Below are 17,994 nucleotides of genomic sequence, written 5' to 3'. Positions count from 1 at the left end.
AAGCGTTCATGAAGCTCTTTTTGCAAGGGTTCACCTGAAAATGCGCACTATGAAGTGTTCATGAATCTCGTTTAGCAAGGGTACAGTCGAAAATGCGCACTATGAAGTGTTCATGACTCTCGTTTAGCAAGGGTACAGTTGAAAACACGTACTATGAATCGTTCATGAAGCTCGATTTTATCCTCATTTTTTGATCATAAGCTTCGACTACTCCTCAAGTTAAATCTCCCCTTAATACTTGCTATTCCTTTCATTCAGATTATGTTCAATTTAGAAGATTGCATTTTATCAATTAAAATTTATTCTCTCGTCTTTTTCATGTTAAAATAGAATACATGATTGCCTTTTTAATAGTTTGACAGTAATTTCGAAGTCTTAAATATATTCATAGAAGTTTATTTATAGATGAAAGTAGGTGATATCGTGGGCAAAGTCATTGCAATTGCAAACCAAAAAGGTGGAGTAGGAAAAACGACTACATCCGTGAACCTTGGTGCCTGTTTAGCATACATAGGAAAAAAGGTTTTGCTAGTAGATATTGACCCTCAAGGGAATGCGACAAGCGGGGTAGGAATAGAGAAAGCAGATGTTGATCAATGTATTTATGATGTGTTAGTAGATGATGTAGAAGCTGCGAAGGTTATTCGCCCAACTACAGTTGAGAATTTATATGCTATTCCTGCAACGATTCAACTAGCTGGAGCAGAAATTGAATTAGTGCCGACGATTTCAAGGGAAGTGCGTTTAAAACGTGCCTTAGAGGAAATTAAAGAGAACTTCGATTACATTATTATTGATTGTCCGCCATCTCTTGGCTTATTAACATTAAATTCCTTTACAGCATCTGATGCTGTCATCATTCCAGTTCAATGTGAATACTACGCCCTCGAGGGGCTAAGCCAGCTTTTGAACACAGTCCGCCTCGTTCAGAAGCATTTAAATCATGATTTAAAAATTGAAGGCGTGTTACTGACGATGCTGGATGCGAGAACAAATTTGGGCATTCAAGTTATCGAAGAGGTGAAAAAATATTTCCAGGATAAAGTGTATCAAACAATCATTCCTAGAAATATCCGCCTTAGTGAAGCGCCGAGTCATGGTGAACCTATTATTACTTATGATCCTAAATCACGTGGTGCAGAGGTGTATTTAGATTTAGCAAAGGAAGTGGTTTCGAATGGCTAAAGGTTTAGGGAAGGGGCTTAACGCTTTTTTTTCCAACATGGAGACCAAAGAGGAATCAGTTAGGGAAATCAATTTAAAAGAGCTGCGTCCTAATCCTTATCAACCTCGTAAAATATTTGAGAAGGAAGCAATTGAAGAGTTAACCCAGTCGATTCTAGAGCATGGTATTTTGCAACCAATCATCGCACGGAAAAGCTTAAAGGGCTATGAAATTGTTGTAGGGGAAAGACGGTATCGCGCAGCAAAAGCGGCGAAATTAGAAACGGTTCCGGTAGTCGTTAGAGAATTGAATGAACAGCAGATGATGGAATTAGCTGTATTAGAAAATCTGCAGCGTGAGGATTTAACCCCAATTGAAGAAGGTGCTGCCTACCAGCTTCTAATGGAAAAATTGAAGATTACCCAAGAAGAACTAGCAAAGCGTCTTGGAAAAAGCCGGCCGCATATTGCAAACCATATTCGCTTACTCTCCTTGCCTCCAAAAATCCAGACACTGATCTCCGAAGGGAAAATCACCATGGGCCACGGCCGAGCCTTATTGGGGCTAAGAAGTAAAGAGAAGCTTATGGTGTTAGTTGAGAAAATCATTAAAGATAACTTAAATGTTCGGCAGTTAGAACAGTTAATTCAACAGCTCAATAATGTTTCACGTGAAACAAAACAGCCTGCACCTAAAAAGGATATTTTTATTAAAGAGCAAGAGTCCTTCCTACGTGAGAGATTCGGAACAACGGTTAATATAAAACAAACAAATAATAAAGGGAAAATTGAGATAGAGTTCTTTTCCAAGGAAGATTTAGATCGGATTTTAGAACTGCTTGAAACAAGTAAATAATCTATTTTAAGCCATCATAGGATGGTTTATTTTTTTGGCTTTTGGAGATTTCTCCTTATCTATTAACGAAATTTTGAAAAAAATGATTGTCATCTATCTCTCGTTCATGGTAGTGTATCTTTAACTTCATTCGTATGTCGAAATTTAACTAGTAAGGTGAAAAAATGTTTCTACTTGGTACGCTTGTAAATGGATTATTGATTATTATTGGTACCCTTTTAGGGAAAATGCTTAATAGAATCCCTGAAAATATGAAAGGGACTGTCATGCATGCCATTGGATTGGCTGTCATGGTTTTGGGCCTTCAAATGGCCTTAAAGGGTGAGAATTTCCTAGTCGTTATTATCAGCCTTGTATTTGGGGCTGTTCTGGGTGAGTATTTTGCTTTGGAGAATAAGCTTAATGCACTTGGTGATTGGTTGGAAAGGAAAATTGGCTCTAATGGTCAGGGGAGTATTTCTCAAGGATTTGTCACGGCTACACTTATTTTTGTGATTGGTGCCATGGCCATTATTGGCGCATTGGACAGCGGGATTAGAGGCGATCATGATGTGCTTTACACAAAGTCGATAATTGATGGTTTTACTGCGTTGATTTTAACGACTACTCTTGGAATTGGCGTCCTGTTTTCGGCTATCCCTGTTGTAATTTACCAAGGACTAATCGCCCTATTTGCTACACAGATCGATCAATTTGTTCCGCCGATTCTTATGGATAGCTTTATTAAAGAAATGACAGCTACTGGAGGAATCATGATTTTTGCTATTGGTTTAAATCTTACCGGCATTATCAAAATTCGCGTAGCTAATTTACTTCCTGGAATTGCTGTAGTAGGGTTAATTGTGACGATTATTTATTTTTATCAATTATATTTCTAAAAAAAAAGGAGGGGAGCCTTATTATCCTCTCCTTATGTTATTTTCTCTTGTTCTGAATCAAATCTTGATATAGTTCGTTCTGGTTTGTAAAGTAAGTTTGCGTTGTAAATTCCGTTCGCAATGGTTTTGGCCATGTTCATCACAAGATGAAGTCTTGTATTCTGCAGGACAAAGAACTCCATAAAGCCGCTAACATTGACGATTCCTGTAATATGCATATGCCCTACCTCTGGAAGTTCTTTATTCACACCAGCACCAGGCTTCACAGGGCCCTCTCCAATCTGAATCACACCTACACTTTTTAAACGCCCTAAGCACGCATCAATGCCAATGATAAAAGGATTAAAGTGCTTTTTTTGAATTTCCGCCAGTTTGTCAGCCATATTTACAGCATGAATGGGATTTTCTAAAGTTCCGTACACGAAAAAGGAGGGCATTCTTTTTTCTTCAAGAAGTGTTCCGATGAGTGGACCTAATGAGTCCCCTGTTGATCGGTCAGTCCCGATACAGACAAATACAATAGGCCGGTTTCTAAAATTAGTTGGCAATAATTGGTTGATTTGCAAAGCTAACTGATGGGCGGCAGTCGGTTCATCATGCACAATTCTTTCCGAATTTGCTTTTTTTTCAAAAAGCTGAGGTCTAAAATCCATTGGATCCACTCCTTTTTGTTGGGAACAGGGAAATTTTCTTTATATGTATACAGTTTTCACCTGCTATTCCACATCCGCATTTTAGGTAGTAACAGTATACGGAAAATATTAGTAATCTATACATGGTGTTTAGTATGTGGGGAAATCGTGCTGTGAAGGGGTACAAAACTAAGAGAGAAATTGTTAAAATGAACTTGCTTTATCTCTTATGATTACTGGGTTATTCTAATCTATGATTGCTTGCCCTCAATAGATGCACTAAGCTTAAATAAAGTAAGTTTTTTGATACAAAAAAGCGAACCTCTATTTAAAGAAGGTGAAAGATTGGACCATATAAGGACATTTTTTAATAAAAAAATTGAAGTTTTATCAAATGAAGAAACTTGGATGGCAATCGGGAATGGGGCTCTTAAAATTTTATTTATTATTATTTTGACGGGTCTTTTTATTAAAATAGGAAAGGCTGTCATTTTAAAAATATTTAAACTTAGGACGCACAGTTCGCTTATTCGAATTTCAGAGCGGCGTGAGGCTACATTAGTAAAGCTATTAGTCAATATTCTTACATATGTGGCGTTTTTCTTTGCCTTAATGATGATTTTGGAAACGATGGCCATCGATGTGAAGGCTTTATTAGCTGGTGCGGGAATTGTTGGATTGGCTATTGGATTTGGAGCACAAAATCTTGTTCGAGACATCATCACGGGATTCTTTATTATTTTTGAGGATCAATTTTCGGTAGGGGATTATATTCAGGTGGACCAGTTTATGGGGACCGTAGAGGAAATTGGACTAAGGACAACGAAAATTAAAAGTTGGACCGGGGAAATACATATATTGCCTAACGGAAGTATTAACCAGGTAACGAACTTTTCAATCAATAATAGTGTGGCTTTTGTGGATGTAAATATTGCTTATGAAAGTAATATCAATAAAGCAGAGAAGGTTCTGCAGGAGCTGCTGGAGAATCTGCCGGAAAAGTATGAGGATATGGTGAAGCCGCCTGAAATTCTTGGTGTGCAAACTTTAGATGTTTCCAATCTCACAATCAGAGTTACGTCTGAAACATTGCCTATGAGGCATTTCTATATCGCACGGCAATTAAGGAAGGAAATTAAGCAATGCTTAGAGGAGAATGGAATTGATGTGCCGTTCCCTCGCCTTGTCATGTATTCGCGAAATGAAGAAGAATTAAAGAAAACAAAAGACGGAATGGGGGGCTAATCGTGGAACAAAAGGAATTCAATTTAAATGATATTGTCGAAATGAAAAAGCAGCATCCATGTGGAACTAATCGCTGGAAAATTATTCGTATGGGAGCCGATATCCGGATAAAATGTGAAGGCTGTTCACACAGTGTATTAATCCCAAGAAGGGAATTTGCGAGAAAGATGAAGAAAATCCTTGTGAAGCATGAGGAATAAGTTCCGGCGGTTTGGTCGAGCACCTTGCGCTTTTCTTAGTTAATCTCTATAATTGTGAAGGAATTCATATACCGATTGTAAGTGATTTTCATAGATATTTTTTTATTTGAGGAGTGACTTGGATGGCTTTAACAGCAGGTATTGTAGGGTTGCCGAATGTCGGAAAGTCGACATTATTTAATGCGATTACCCAAGCGGGGGCAGAATCGGCGAACTACCCATTTTGTACGATTGATCCGAATGTAGGAATTGTAGAGGTTCCTGATTATCGCTTAAATAAATTAACAGAGCTTGTTCAGCCGAAGAAAACCGTTCCAACAACATTTGAATTTACGGATATTGCGGGAATTGTAAAAGGAGCGAGCAAAGGAGAAGGGCTAGGAAATAAATTTCTATCCCATATCCGTGAGGTAGAGGCCATTTGCCAGGTAGTCCGCTGCTTTGCGGATGATAATATTACTCACGTTGCCGGCAAGGTTGACCCGCTTTCTGACATTGAAACGATTAATCTGGAGTTAATTTTGGCGGACCTTGAATCTGTTGAAAAGCGGATTGCCAGAGTTGGAAAAATGGCGAAACAAAAAGATAAAGAATCTATGTTTGAAATGGAGATTCTTGAGAAATTAAAAGAGGCTTTCGAAGCGGACAAGCCTGCTCGAACAGTAGAATTTACAGAAGAGCAAATGAAGGTTGCTAAGGGACTGCATCTTTTAACCATTAAACCGGTTCTATATGTAGCCAATGTTGGGGAAGACGATGTGTCAGACCCGAATTCTAATGAATATGTCCAACAGGTAAAAGAATTTGCAAAAAATGATAATGCGGAAGTCATTGTCATTTGTGCAAAAATAGAATCAGAAATTGCTGAGCTAGAAGGAGAAGAAAAGGAAATGTTTCTTCAGGAGCTTGGAATTGAGGAATCCGGACTGGATCAATTAATTCGCTCCGCTTATCACCTTCTTGGACTAGCTACTTATTTCACAGCCGGTGTTCAGGAAGTGCGTGCTTGGACATTCAAAAAAGGCATGAAAGCTCCACAATGTGCCGGGGTTATCCATTCTGATTTCGAAAGAGGCTTTATCCGTGCAGAAACGGTTTCCTATGATGATCTGTTAGCTGGAGGAAATATGGTTGCGGCACGTGAAGCTGGGAAGGTTCGCTTAGAAGGAAAAGAATATATTGTTCAAGACGGAGATGTTATCCACTTCCGTTTTAATGTATAAAAGGAAACACTGCAGAGTACGAATCTGCAGTGTTTTTTTAACGCCATTTTTAGCCTCATGAAGGGGAAGAATTACGAATATACCGAATTTATAGAAAATTTTACCTTTTTTTGCTATACTTTCAAAAGAAGATAGAACATAAGGGGAGTCTTTTACATGAATATAGCAAGGGTGATTTTGAAGAATGTACTGCTTTATGCTGTTATCATTGCGGGATTATTTCTCGTTGTCCTATTTCCAAGAAATCCAGTACTCTCTGTTAGTGGAAAGGCTTTAACGGTACAGATGGAATATCAATTCTCTTGGCAGGAGTACAAGAAAGATATTACGACATACATACAGCATATATGGGATAAAAAAAGCTTAGGGGGAACGAAGCATGAACGTTTGACGGTCGAGGATGAGCTTAGGCGTTTTGTGCCCAATAGTTTAAAGCTGCTTCTTCCTGCTTTTTTTCTTAGCCTATTAATAGGGATTGGGAAGGGAATCTTTGATTATCGCAATAGATCAAATAAGAAGAGAATCATTGGCCATGGGTTCACATGGCTTTTGCAATCGATACCTGATTTCTTCCTTGTCATAAGTATTCAATGGCTCGTTATATTTACCTTTCCAACGTTGCGCCTTTTTAGTCAGACGAATTGGTATGGGTTTATTGTGCCAGCCATTCTAATTTCCATTTACCCAATGATGTATATGGCTAGAATCACTTCAGATGCTTTAGCTAATGAAGAAGGCCAGTATTATATCCAAGTGGCACAGTCAAAGGGATTTCCGATGTCAAAGGTCATTAATAAACATATGTTTCGCAATGCTTTGAAAACGGTTATTAATCATATGATCTCACTCATGATTCACTTATTGTCTAGTTTAATCATTGTTGAATATTTAATTGGATATGAAGGGATGGCCTATCGATTAATTACAGCCCTTGGTTTCGGCTTAGGCTTTCACATGGGAGCTTTTCGAAACTTCGAGCCGGGTATGATTATTGGAATCAGTTTATGTTTTCTCCTATTTGTCATAATTGCACAAGTCCTTGGATTTATCATTAAGAGAAGTTTACGGATTCCTTAAAGGGGAGATATATTTGCGTAACTATTATTTAATTATAGGACTAATCATGGCTAGTATATTGGCCTTTTTCACCATTTTTGGCCCTTCTCTTTCGTTTGTGGATTCGGATTTAAAGGGGGAAAGGGTGATCTTCCCAGGGCCAGGGAAAATTTCTGTAGCTCCTTTTCCCCCCTCTGACATGTTCCCTCTTGGATCTGATCGGGAGGGGCGAGATTTATTAAGTCTATTAATCATGGGGGCAAAAGATACGTTTATTCTCATATTTAGCATTGTGATCCTTAGGTATATATTTGCTATTCCGTTAGGGCTTCTTGGAATGAGGAATAGAGGGGTTATTTCATGGCTTAATAAATGGTGGAATCAGCTATTTTCCAGCTTTCCAGTCCTTTTTACAGCCGCTTTAGTTCTGACTTTGCCATTTCTTCTTTTTCATGAGCATAGATACTATTGGACAATTGTCATTATTGCCTTAATTGAAGTAGGAAGAGTTAGCTTTATTATTCAGCAGGAGGCTTATGGTCTATCTCAAAAACCATTTATTGAGGCAGGGATAACGATCGGAGTTGATCCAATAAAAATGTTAGTTTCACACTATTTTCCTAACCTTTTTCCAAGTATTATTGTTAACTTTTTTATCGATGCAGGAAGGGTGGCCATCCTAATTGGGCAACTTGCCATTATCAATGTATTTCTTACACAGGACATTGTGCAAGTTACATATGGGTATAGTGAGCTAATCAATACAAGTATAGATTGGGCAACTCTTATTCGGGAGGCACGGAAGGATGTTATACGGGCGTTTTGGATTCCGTTCTTTCCGATGCTGGCTATTGTGATTTCCACGCTCACATTTAATATTTTGGGAGAAGGAATTAGGCAGCATTTTAATCGGCATATCCAGTAGGATATGAATGGAAGAGCCTCAGTATTAAAACAATCCGAGATACATAGTGAAGAAGAAGCAGGGGGATAAAAAACCAAACGATAAAGATGAAGCCCATAAATCAAATATTCATTTGTAGAGGTCTAGTCCATTGCAAAAGCTGATATTTTGTGCTATACTTTCATCTTGTGAGTAATGAATAATTGCTCCTTGCCCTTTAGAAAGGGCCGTTTAGACCAAAAGGAGGTGTAAAAGTGATGAGAAAGTACGAAATTATGTACATCATCCGCCCAAACATTGAAGATGAAGCTAAAAAAGCTCTAGTTGAGCGTTTTAACGGAATCTTAACTGAAAATGGTGCGGAGTTAACTGAAGCAAAGGATTGGGGTAAGCGCCGTTTAGCTTACGAAATCAATGATTTCCGTGATGGCTTCTACCAATTAATCCATGTTAACGCTGAAGCTCCAGCTATTGACGAGTTCTCTCGTTTAGCGAAAATCAGCGAAGACATTATCCGTCATATCGTTGTTAAAAATGAGAAATAATAGATAAATTGTAACCTCCAAAATGTTCCATGTGAAACATTTGGAAGAAAGGAGTTGATTCTGATGATGAACCGTGTTGTTCTTGTTGGACGTTTGACAAAGGATCCTGATTTACGATATACCCCAAATGGTGTAGCGGTTGCTTCATTCACTCTTGCTGTAAACCGTACGTTTACGAATCAACAAGGTGAAAGAGAAGCTGACTTCATCAACTGTGTTATTTGGAGAAAAGCTGCTGAAAACGTGGCGAACTTCTTGAAAAAGGGCAGTCTTGCCGGAGTAGATGGAAGAATTCAAACTCGCAGCTTTGATGGTCAGGATGGAAAGCGTGTATATATTACAGAGGTATTGGCTGAAAGTGTTCAATTCCTTGAGCCTCGGAATAGCTCCAGAGGCGAAAATGCTAATTATGGCGCACCTAGAGAACAGGATTTCCCATTTGGAAATAACAACAATCAGAATCAACAACCACAAAACAACAGAAATAATCAAGGCTATACGCGGGTAGATAACGATCCATTTGCAAATGACGGTGGACAAATCGACATATCAGATGACGATCTGCCATTCTAACTTGATTATTGAACGACTAAATAAAACAAAAGGAGGGAAATGACCATGGCTATGGGAGGACGTAGAGGAGGACGTGCAAAACGTCGTAAAGTTTGCTTCTTTACAGCAAACGGAATCACTCACATCGATTACAAAGATGTAGATCTTCTTAAAAAGTTCATTTCTGAGCGCGGTAAAATTTTACCACGTCGTGTAACTGGTACAAACGCTAAATACCAACGTAAATTAACTGTTGCGATTAAGCGTGCACGCCAAATGGCATTACTGCCATACGTTGCAGGTGAATAATAGATAATAAAGCACAACAAGGGGCAACCTGTTGTGCTTTTTTTATTACAATGATAGGCGAACATTTCTAATGTTTGAGAACTGTCTAGCTCCACAAGGGGTGCTCCAACATCATAATCATCGCACGAGTAGAAGCGTTTGCTATTAGGAGGAGCGCCTACCACCGATGACAGGACATCCCGCCCTTCCTAGTTGAATATGACTAAAATACTAGCTAAAATAGAATTTATGGTGTCCCGTTAAAAAGAGGTGTAAAAATGAAAAATGTACATAAGCTGACTGAAGGGGCTGTTTTATTAGCAGCCTATGCCGTTCTCATATTAATAACGATGTATATTCCGATACTTGGTGTCGTCAGCAATCTATTTTTGGCAGTGCCCTTTATTATGTTTGGGGCGAAAAACACACGCATGTTTGCGTTTGTTTTCTTTATTGCTGCTGTTCTAATCTCCCTGATTGTAGGAACGCTGCTTGCGGTTCCTCTTACGCTCACCTATGGCTTGACAGGCATCGTAATCGGGCAATTGATTAAGGAGAGGAAAAGCAGGACCGTTTCCTATTTAGCTGCTTCATTAGTATTTCTCGCAACGGTATTAATCCAATATGCAGTTGCAGTCGTTTTCTTCAAAATTAACTTTATAAAGGAATCTATTAGTGTGCTAAGGGAATCTATTGATGAGTCGCGAAGCATGCTAGAAACGATCGGGCAAGGATCAAGTGAGAAAATAATCGAGCAGTTTGAAGCATCGTTAAATTTGCTTGATACTCTAACACCAAGTTTATTTGTATTAATTGCCCTATTTGGGGTTTTATTAATAGAACTAGTCTCATTTCCAATCGTTAAACGTTTTGGAGTAGAGATAGAACGCTGGAAGGCCTTTAGAGAGATTGTCCTGCCAAAAAGTATTCTTTGGTATTATTTATTAACGATGTTGGCCTCATTTGCCCTAAATCCTGAAGAAGGCACCTATTGGTATATGGCGTTAATGAATATTGGATTTCTGCTTCAAATGTTTATGGTCCTTCAAGGATTATCGCTTATTTCTTATTTTTGCCATAAAAAGGGCATTTCGAAGGCTGTCCCTATTTTTGCGGTGGTCTTTACATTCATCATTCCAATTTTCCTTTCTATTGTAAGGATATTAGGTATAATTGACTTAGGGTTTGATTTAAGAAAAAGATTAGAAAAGAGTAAATAAATGTATGTCCAAAAGGATGAATCTATCTCCTGAATAGGGCATGCTCTAAACACTGCTGTTTAGGAGCTGAAAACATGCCGTCATATTTAGAAAAGCGCTCCATTCGCTATCCAATCTATGGATTGATGGGCATAACAGTGGTGCTTCTTATTATATTAGCGTATTATAACTGGATTTTTGGCCTGATCGGACTTCTTCTTGTTGTTCTTCCCTTCTATTACCTATTTAAAATCATTTATTTACAGAGGAAGGAAACAGAAGAATACATATCTACTTTATCCTACCGGGTAAAAAAGGTTGGCGAAGAGGCCTTAATGGAGATGCCAATTGGGATTATGCTCATTAATGATGATTATTACGTTGAATGGACCAATCCTTTTCTGGCTTCATGCTTTGATGAAGATACGTTAGTAGGAAGATCGCTTTATGATGTTGCAGATTTCCTAGTCCCATTAATCAAACAGGAAGTGGAAACAGAAGTGATTACGCTTCATGACCGTAAGCTTCGTGTTATTCTGAAATTGGAAGAGCGACTGCTTTACTTTTTTGATGTAACAGAACAAACAGAAATTGAAAAATTGTATCAAGAAGAAAGAACCGTTATATCTATTATCTTTTTAGATAATTATGATGAACTGACCCAAGGGATGGAAGATCAGGCGAGAAGCAGCCTTAACAATATTGTGACCTCCATTTTGAACAAATGGGCAACAGATAATGGGGTTTTCTTAAAAAGGGTATCCTCTGATCGATTTATGGCTGTCTTTAATGAACAAATACTTCAGTACCTTGAAAAAGGGAAATTTTCGATTCTAGATGATATTAGAGAAATAACGGCAAAGAGAAACCTGCCTCTAACATTAAGTATCGGAGTTGGAACGGGTGTCTCATCCTTGCCTGAATTGGGTGTTCTTGCTCAATCAAGTCTCGACTTAGCTCTTGGGCGCGGCGGAGATCAAGTGGCCATTAAGCAGACAAACGGAAAAGTTAAGTTCTACGGCGGGAAAACGAATCCTGTTGAAAAGCGAACAAGGGTCCGTGCGCGTGTCATTGCCCATGCTCTGAAGGAGTTGATCACTGAGAGTGATAAGGTGATTATTATGGGGCATAAGAATCCGGATATGGATGCCATCGGAGCGGCCATTGGCATTCGAAAAATTGCCCAGATGAATCAGCGTGAAGGGTATATCGTCATTAATCCTCAAGATATTGACACCGGAATTCAAAGACTTATGACAGAAATCAAAAAAACTGAATCATTGTATTCCAAATTTATTACCCCGGCACAAGCATTAGAAATGGCAACAGACGATACGCTGTTAGTGATTGTCGATACTCATAAGCCTTCGATGGTTATTGAAGAAAAGCTCATTCAGAAAATAGACCATGTTGTCGTCATCGATCACCATCGCCGGGCAGAAGAGTTCATTCATAATCCGCTCCTTGTTTATATGGAGCCTTATGCTTCATCGACTGCTGAGCTAGTGACCGAGCTCCTCGAGTACCAGCCGAAGTATGGAAAGATCGATATGCTTGAGGCAACTGCCTTACTAGCTGGTATTACTGTTGATACGAAGAGCTTCAGTCTAAGGACTGGTTCAAGAACCTTTGATGCGGCCTCCTATTTACGTTCTCAGGGAGCTGACACCGTTCTCGTGCAGAAGTTCCTTAAAGAAGATGTTAAGACTTATATTAAACGGGCAAAATTAATCGAAAATGTGTATTTTTATCGTGAAGGCGTTGCGATTGCAAAGGGGCAGCCTGATGAGGAAATTCATCAAGTGTTAATTGCACAGACAGCGGACACATTGCTGACGATGGACGGCGTACTTGCTTCCTTTGTTATTTCGAAGCGATCTGAAAATACAGTCGGAGTAAGCGCAAGATCTCTAGGGGATATCAATGTTCAAGTCATCATGGAAAGCCTAGATGGCGGAGGGCATTTAACGAATGCGGCAACTCAGCTGACAGATCATTCTCTAGATGAAGTAGAAGAGCGTTTACTTGCCGCCATTGATGAATATATGGAAGGGAGAAAAAAGGAATGAAAGTCATATTTTTAAAGGATGTTAAAGGAAAAGGAAAAAAAGGGGAAGTCAAGAATGTTGCGGACGGATACGCACAAAATTTCTTGATTAAACAGGGCCTAGCTGTTGAGGCAGTCCAAGCAAATATTAGCACATTAAATGCTCAAAAGAAGAAAGAAGAAAAGTTAGCGGCAGAAGAACTGGCTGATGCCAAAAAGTTGAAGGAAACAATGGATAAAATTACATTGGAATTCTCGACAAAAGCGGGCGAAGGCGGTCGACTATTTGGCTCGATTACAAGTAAGCAAATTGCAGAAGAATTGCAGAAGGCTCACAATATCAAAATTGACAAGCGCAAAATTGAGCTGCCAGATGCCATTCGTTCATTAGGCTATACGAAGGTTCCTGTTAAACTTCATACAGAAGTGACATCCACTTTGAATGTCCATGTAAAAGAAGCAAACTAAATTTGGAAGTTCCATTAGCTCATAAACATGATAAAATAGAAGAGTTGAAAAAAATGTGATCGGTTCTGCTGGTCACATTTTTTCTAAGCTTTTAGCCATTTTTAATTATTTTTTTTACTGTAATCGTTATTTAATTTTCATATTCCTCTGGACAATATTAAAGGAGGTTTTTATAGATGAATGAATTAGTTGCAGATCGTCTTCCACCCCAAAATATTGAAGCGGAGCAGGCGGTTCTAGGGGCTATTTTTCTCGAGCCATCTTCCCTTACTTTAGCTTCTGAAATTTTGATTCCTGAGGACTTTTACCGTGCAGCCCACCAAAAGATTTTCAATGTGATGTTAAAGTTAAGCGATCAGGGAAAAGCAGTTGACTTAATTACCGTGACGGAAGAGCTTGCAGCAGCAAAGTTGATCGAGGATACAGGTGGAGTCAGCTATTTAAGTGAGCTTGCGGGATCTGTTCCGACAGCAGCTAATATTGAGTATTACGCAAAGATTGTTGAGGAGAAATCTCTTCTCCGCAGATTAATTCGTACGGCAACTGGCATTGCTCAGGACGGCTATACCCGTGAGGATGAGGTAGAGGTCCTACTAGGGGAAGCGGAAAAGAATATTCTAGAAGTATCTCAACGGAAAAATGCAGGTGCCTTTCATAATATTAAGGATGTTCTTGTTCGCACATACGATAATATTGAAGTCATGCATAACCGGAAGGGCGACATTACAGGGCTTGAGACTGGTTTCGCCGAGCTTGATAAAATGACGGCTGGATTTCAGCGCAACGATTTGATTATTGTTGGGGCACGTCCTTCCGTTGGGAAAACGGCATTTGCCTTAAATGTTGCGCAAAATGTAGCAACTAAAACAGGGGAAAATATAGCGATTTTTAGCCTTGAGATGGGTGCCGAGCAGCTCGCCATGCGTATGCTCTGTGCAGAGGGAAATATTGACGCACAAAGACTGCGTACAGGCTCCTTGACGGATGAAGACTGGGGCAAGCTGACGATGGCGATGGGAAGCTTGTCGAATGCAGGGATATTTATCGATGATACACCTGGTGTGCGGATTACAGATATTCGTTCCAAATGCCGCCGTCTGAAGCAGGAGCATGGCCTTGGGATGATCTTAATTGATTACTTGCAGCTCATTCTCGGTAGCGGACGCTCTGGGGAAAACCGCCAGCAAGAAGTTTCGGAAATTTCCCGATCATTGAAAGGGTTAGCACGTGAATTACAAGTTCCTGTTATTGCTCTATCCCAGCTTTCCCGTGGAGTGGAGCAGCGTCAAGATAAAAGACCAATGATGTCTGATATCCGTGAATCAGGGAGTATCGAGCAGGATGCGGATATCGTCGCATTCCTTTACCGTGATGATTATTATGACAAGGAATCAGAGAATAAAAATATCATTGAGATCATCATCGCGAAGCAGCGTAATGGTCCAACAGGTACTGTGTCGCTTGCCTTTGTGAAAGAGTATAATAAATTCGTAAACTTAGAGAGAAGATATGATGATCCTCCTGGTGCTTAAAAAATTCATATAATTATAGTGGAAGATCCAGTTTTTATAGCTGGTTCTTTTTTATTTTCCTATTTTCATATAAATACGAACATATTTCAATAATTTAATAGAATAGTTCGTGTTTTGTTGACTTTTCCGTAAAAAGATTGCTAAAATGGTGTTGTTCAAATGGAAATCAATCGTGATTGATAAATCCGGAGGTGCTTGTAAAAATGTCATCAGTTGTCGTTGTTGGAACACAGTGGGGAGATGAGGGAAAAGGCAAAATTACCGATTTCTTATCTGAAAATGCTGAAGTCATTGCTCGATATCAAGGTGGAAACAATGCGGGCCATACGATTAAATTTAACGGGGAAACGTATAAACTGCATTTGATTCCCTCAGGGATTTTCTATCGTGAAAAGATCAGTGTGATCGGTAATGGGATGGTGGTTGACCCTAAAGCACTTATTAAGGAGATTGCCTATCTGCACGAAAAAGGAGTAGCAACTGATAACCTCCGCATAAGCAACCGTGCCCATGTCATTCTCCCATATCATCTTAAATTGGATGAAGTGGAGGAAGAGAGAAAAGGGGCGAATAAAATTGGAACAACGAAGAAGGGAATTGGCCCTGCCTATATGGATAAAGCAGCGAGGATTGGTATCCGTATTGCTGATTTATTAGATAAGGAAGTTTTTGAAGAAAAGCTTGCACGCAATCTGGAAGAAAAAAATCGTTTATTGGAACGTATTTATGATACACAGGGTTTTACAAAAGAAGAGATTTTAGATGAATATTATGAATATGGACAGCAGATCCGACATTATGTTTGTGATACATCAGTTGTACTTAATAATGCCCTTGATGAGGGGCGCAGAGTTCTCTTTGAAGGGGCACAAGGGGTCATGCTCGATATTGACCAGGGAACCTACCCATTTGTTACCTCTTCTAACCCTGTGGCCGGGGGAGTAACCATTGGTTCAGGTGTAGGCCCTTCCAAGATTAAACATGTTGTAGGTGTATGTAAAGCTTATACAACTCGAGTGGGGGACGGTCCATTTCCAACAGAGCTTGATAATGAAATTGGCCATCAAATCCGGGAAGTAGGCCGGGAATATGGAACAACGACAGGCCGTCCGCGCCGTGTCGGCTGGTTCGATAGTGTAGTTGTCCGCCATGCACGCCGTGTGAGCGGGCTTACAGATCTGTCATTGAATTCCGTAGATGTATTAACTGGAATTGAAACTTTAAAAATTTGTGTAGCCTACCGCTATAAAGGGGTAGTGATAGAGGAATTCCCTGCAAGCTTAAAGGTGCTGGCAGAATGTGAACCTGTTTATGAGGAACTGCCGGGCTGGAAAGAGGATATTACTGGCTGTAGAACATTAGATGAGCTACCCGCCAATGCACGGCACTACATTGAGCGCGTTTCACAAGTAACTGGAATTCCGTTATCCATCTTCTCAGTAGGCCCTGATCGCACACAAACTAATGTAGTAAGAAGCCCTTGGCGGCAAAACTAATAGCTATGAATATAAAAATCAGGATTTTTTAAAGGGAATGGTTAGGGCGCTGTCAAATAAGTCCGTAAAATTAAGCAAGTAGAAAAATTTATTACAACGGTGGTCATCAGCTTCCCACTCTCAATGCAAATTTACACAAAGAGGTCATCAATAGGCAAAGGGCATCCGATAAGCCGGATTTTGGCTGTTAGATGCCTTTTTTTGTCCAATTATGCAATTTAAATAAAACTTACCTTTACCAAACAGCTCATCTTCATTTCATTCTTATTAAAATTTAGGTTCAATCAATTTATTCAGGATTGCCTTGCGTTCAAATACTAAATTAATTTGAATAATTTATCAGATCCGATAGAGCCCCTCTCAGTAATGGCAACCATATCCATGATGATGGTAATGATGATGGTAAGGGTAACCGCCGTAACCCATACCATAGCCAGGATACCCACCATATCCCATGCCGTAACCAGGATACCCGCCATATCCGATACCATGACCAGGATATCCACCAACCCCCATGCCATAACCAGGATACCCACCATAGCCGGGATATCCTCCATACCCGAATTGTCTTTCCATTTTATATATCCCTCCTCAAATTATTACAGTCTTAGTATATGTGTCCATTTTTAAAGAGGAATAGGATATTTGCCTATTTGTAGAATAATGCAGAGTGTATGATAAAAAGTATTTTTTTTAAAAAGTATTGCACACTATTATATTTCTATGCTATTATAAAAAGCGTCGTCATAAACGAGCCATTAGCTGATTGCAGAAGCTTGCAGTCCGGAGCATTACATCAGCGAATAGCAGCTGTAGCAATCTGCGACAAATCACGCAGGGATTTGGAGCACATTTATGACTACAATCAATATTTAGGAAACAACATATTATACGAGCCATTAGCTCAGTTGGTAGAGCATCTGACTTTTAATCAGAGGGTCGAAGGTTCGAGTCCTTCATGGCTCACCATTTCTTAGGCCCGTTGGTCAAGCGGTTAAGACACCGCCCTTTCACGGCGGTAACACGGGTTCGAATCCCGTACGGGTCATGGCAAATGCCATCCAGTAAGCGGCAGGCAAGCCCGGCCACCTTGCTGGATGGCATTAATACATATAATACGGCTCAGTAGCTCAGTTGGTAGAGGATTTTAAAAGATTACAGCTACAAAGCAACCCTTCCCCGAATGGTAAACTTTTAAAATCTGCGACAAATCACGCAGGGATTTGGAGCACATTCTTTAAGCTAAACAAACTTTAGGAAACTATATTATATACGGCTCAGTAGCTCAGTCGGTAGAGCAAAGGACTGAAAATCCTTGTGTCGGCGGTTCGATTCCGTCCTGAGCCATTACCAAATAGAGTATGAACCTGTTCATACTCTATTTTTGTTACATAACTGTAATAATCCACTCTCTATAACAAGAAAATGTTTAAATACCGCGCTTATACCCTCTTTTATAAAAAATAGTAGGAAAAACCTAGTCATAATAAGCTTTATGTACTAGTCTTTCTCTTCATTTCGACAAAATTCAATCGACATTTTAGGCCCTTATGACAGTAAATTGTCATCATTTATACAATTATGTTACATTATGAAGTCAAATAGTCTATTAGATGGATTTTATGGTAAAGTATAGAAGTGAAAAAATTATGGTAAATAGAATAATAGTTATATAGCACTAATTGGAAGTGTATTTGTTGCCGTAGTCT

The 17,994-nt window shown here is 39.4% G+C and carries 18 protein-coding genes and 3 tRNA genes; 19 read left to right on the top strand and 2 right to left on the bottom strand.

The features are described from left to right. Positions 1 to 423: 423 nt before the first annotated feature. From V7149_RS07780 to V7149_RS07770, 3 genes are all read left to right on the top strand, one after another. On the top strand, positions 424 to 1,185 hold the full coding sequence (locus V7149_RS07780; protein ID WP_335345081.1) for a ParA family protein: 762 nt from the start codon (positions 424 to 426) through the stop codon (positions 1,183 to 1,185). Continuing rightward, positions 1,178 to 2,020, top strand: coding sequence for a ParB/RepB/Spo0J family partition protein (locus V7149_RS07775; RefSeq protein ID WP_335345077.1), 843 nt, complete (start codon positions 1,178 to 1,180; stop codon positions 2,018 to 2,020). Before V7149_RS07780 ends, V7149_RS07775 begins: the two co-directional genes overlap by 8 nt. A 164-nt stretch (positions 2,021 to 2,184) precedes the next feature. Then, on the top strand, positions 2,185 to 2,898 hold the full coding sequence (locus tag V7149_RS07770; protein ID WP_335345076.1) for a DUF554 domain-containing protein: 714 nt from the start codon (positions 2,185 to 2,187) through the stop codon (positions 2,896 to 2,898). A 32-nt stretch (positions 2,899 to 2,930) separates the two neighbouring features. Here V7149_RS07770 and yyaC read toward each other — a convergent pair whose 3' ends face one another. Then, a complete protein-coding gene (gene yyaC / locus V7149_RS07765; RefSeq protein ID WP_335345075.1) occupies positions 2,931 to 3,551 on the bottom strand; it encodes a spore protease YyaC in 621 nt (206 codons plus the stop codon). A 324-nt stretch (positions 3,552 to 3,875) separates the two neighbouring features. Here yyaC and V7149_RS07760 point away from each other — a divergent pair, with 324 nt between their 5' ends. The 13 genes from V7149_RS07760 (at position 3,876) to V7149_RS07700 (ending at position 16,285) form a co-directional block, all read left to right on the top strand. Further along, positions 3,876 to 4,775, top strand: a complete 900-nt coding sequence (locus tag V7149_RS07760) for a mechanosensitive ion channel family protein (RefSeq protein ID WP_438824097.1) — start codon at positions 3,876 to 3,878, stop codon at positions 4,773 to 4,775. 2 nt (positions 4,776 to 4,777) lie between these two features. Beyond that, a complete protein-coding gene (locus tag V7149_RS07755; RefSeq protein ID WP_335345074.1) occupies positions 4,778 to 4,975 on the top strand; it encodes a DUF951 domain-containing protein in 198 nt (65 codons plus the stop codon). Between the two features lie 122 nt (positions 4,976 to 5,097). Then, positions 5,098 to 6,198, top strand: coding sequence for a redox-regulated ATPase YchF (gene ychF, locus V7149_RS07750; protein WP_335345073.1), 1,101 nt, complete (start codon positions 5,098 to 5,100; stop codon positions 6,196 to 6,198). A 156-nt stretch (positions 6,199 to 6,354) separates the two neighbouring features. Then, a complete protein-coding gene (locus V7149_RS07745) occupies positions 6,355 to 7,275 on the top strand; it encodes an ABC transporter permease subunit (protein WP_335345072.1) in 921 nt (306 codons plus the stop codon). A 13-nt stretch (positions 7,276 to 7,288) separates the two neighbouring features. Next, positions 7,289 to 8,179 carry an ABC transporter permease gene (locus tag V7149_RS07740; RefSeq protein ID WP_335345071.1) on the top strand — a complete coding sequence of 297 codons (891 nt, stop codon included), beginning with the start codon at positions 7,289 to 7,291 and terminating at the stop codon, positions 8,177 to 8,179. Between the two features lie 236 nt (positions 8,180 to 8,415). After that, on the top strand, positions 8,416 to 8,703 hold the full coding sequence (gene rpsF, locus V7149_RS07735; RefSeq protein WP_335345079.1) for a 30S ribosomal protein S6: 288 nt from the start codon (positions 8,416 to 8,418) through the stop codon (positions 8,701 to 8,703). A gap of 63 nt (positions 8,704 to 8,766) precedes the next feature. Continuing rightward, on the top strand, positions 8,767 to 9,276 hold the full coding sequence (gene ssb, locus V7149_RS07730; protein ID WP_335345070.1) for a single-stranded DNA-binding protein: 510 nt from the start codon (positions 8,767 to 8,769) through the stop codon (positions 9,274 to 9,276). Positions 9,277 to 9,327: 51 nt separating this feature from the next. After that, positions 9,328 to 9,564 carry a 30S ribosomal protein S18 gene (rpsR, locus tag V7149_RS07725; protein WP_221847803.1) on the top strand — a complete coding sequence of 79 codons (237 nt, stop codon included), beginning with the start codon at positions 9,328 to 9,330 and terminating at the stop codon, positions 9,562 to 9,564. 257 nt (positions 9,565 to 9,821) lie between these two features. Further along, the gene (locus V7149_RS07720) at positions 9,822 to 10,763 is read left to right on the top strand and encodes a YybS family protein (RefSeq protein WP_335345069.1); all 942 of its coding nucleotides are present in this window, start codon (positions 9,822 to 9,824) and stop codon (positions 10,761 to 10,763) included. 74 nt (positions 10,764 to 10,837) lie between these two features. Beyond that, positions 10,838 to 12,811 (top strand): DHH family phosphoesterase, encoded by a 1,974-nt coding sequence (locus V7149_RS07715; protein WP_335345068.1) that lies wholly within the window; start codon positions 10,838 to 10,840, stop codon positions 12,809 to 12,811. Further along, positions 12,808 to 13,257: a 50S ribosomal protein L9 gene (gene rplI, locus V7149_RS07710; protein WP_335345067.1), complete on the top strand. Its 450-nt coding sequence runs from the start codon at positions 12,808 to 12,810 to the stop codon at positions 13,255 to 13,257. Before V7149_RS07715 ends, rplI begins: the two co-directional genes overlap by 4 nt. A gap of 176 nt (positions 13,258 to 13,433) precedes the next feature. Continuing rightward, positions 13,434 to 14,789, top strand: coding sequence for a replicative DNA helicase (dnaB, locus tag V7149_RS07705; RefSeq protein WP_335345066.1), 1,356 nt, complete (start codon positions 13,434 to 13,436; stop codon positions 14,787 to 14,789). 203 nt (positions 14,790 to 14,992) lie between these two features. Next, the gene (locus tag V7149_RS07700; protein WP_335345065.1) at positions 14,993 to 16,285 is read left to right on the top strand and encodes an adenylosuccinate synthase; all 1,293 of its coding nucleotides are present in this window, start codon (positions 14,993 to 14,995) and stop codon (positions 16,283 to 16,285) included. A gap of 360 nt (positions 16,286 to 16,645) precedes the next feature. On the opposite strand, the gene V7149_RS07695 is transcribed toward V7149_RS07700, so the two are convergent. Next, positions 16,646 to 16,861 carry a hypothetical protein gene (locus V7149_RS07695; protein ID WP_335345064.1) on the bottom strand — a complete coding sequence of 72 codons (216 nt, stop codon included), beginning with the start codon at positions 16,859 to 16,861 and terminating at the stop codon, positions 16,646 to 16,648. A 317-nt stretch (positions 16,862 to 17,178) separates the two neighbouring features. Here V7149_RS07695 and V7149_RS07690 point away from each other — a divergent pair. The 3 genes from V7149_RS07690 (at position 17,179) to V7149_RS07680 (ending at position 17,632) form a co-directional block, all read left to right on the top strand. Next, positions 17,179 to 17,254: transfer RNA gene (locus tag V7149_RS07690), tRNA-Lys, on the top strand. Between the two features lie 7 nt (positions 17,255 to 17,261). After that, positions 17,262 to 17,333 (top strand) — tRNA-Glu (locus V7149_RS07685). Positions 17,334 to 17,559: 226 nt separating this feature from the next. Further along, positions 17,560 to 17,632: transfer RNA gene (locus V7149_RS07680), tRNA-Phe, on the top strand. Positions 17,633 to 17,994: the final 362 nt, after the last annotated feature.

The organism is Bacillus sp. JJ1503, assembly GCF_036965125.1.
Lineage (GTDB): Bacteria > Bacillota > Bacilli > Bacillales > Cytobacillaceae > Cytobacillus.
This window is presented reverse-complemented; position numbering and strand designations above follow the sequence as displayed.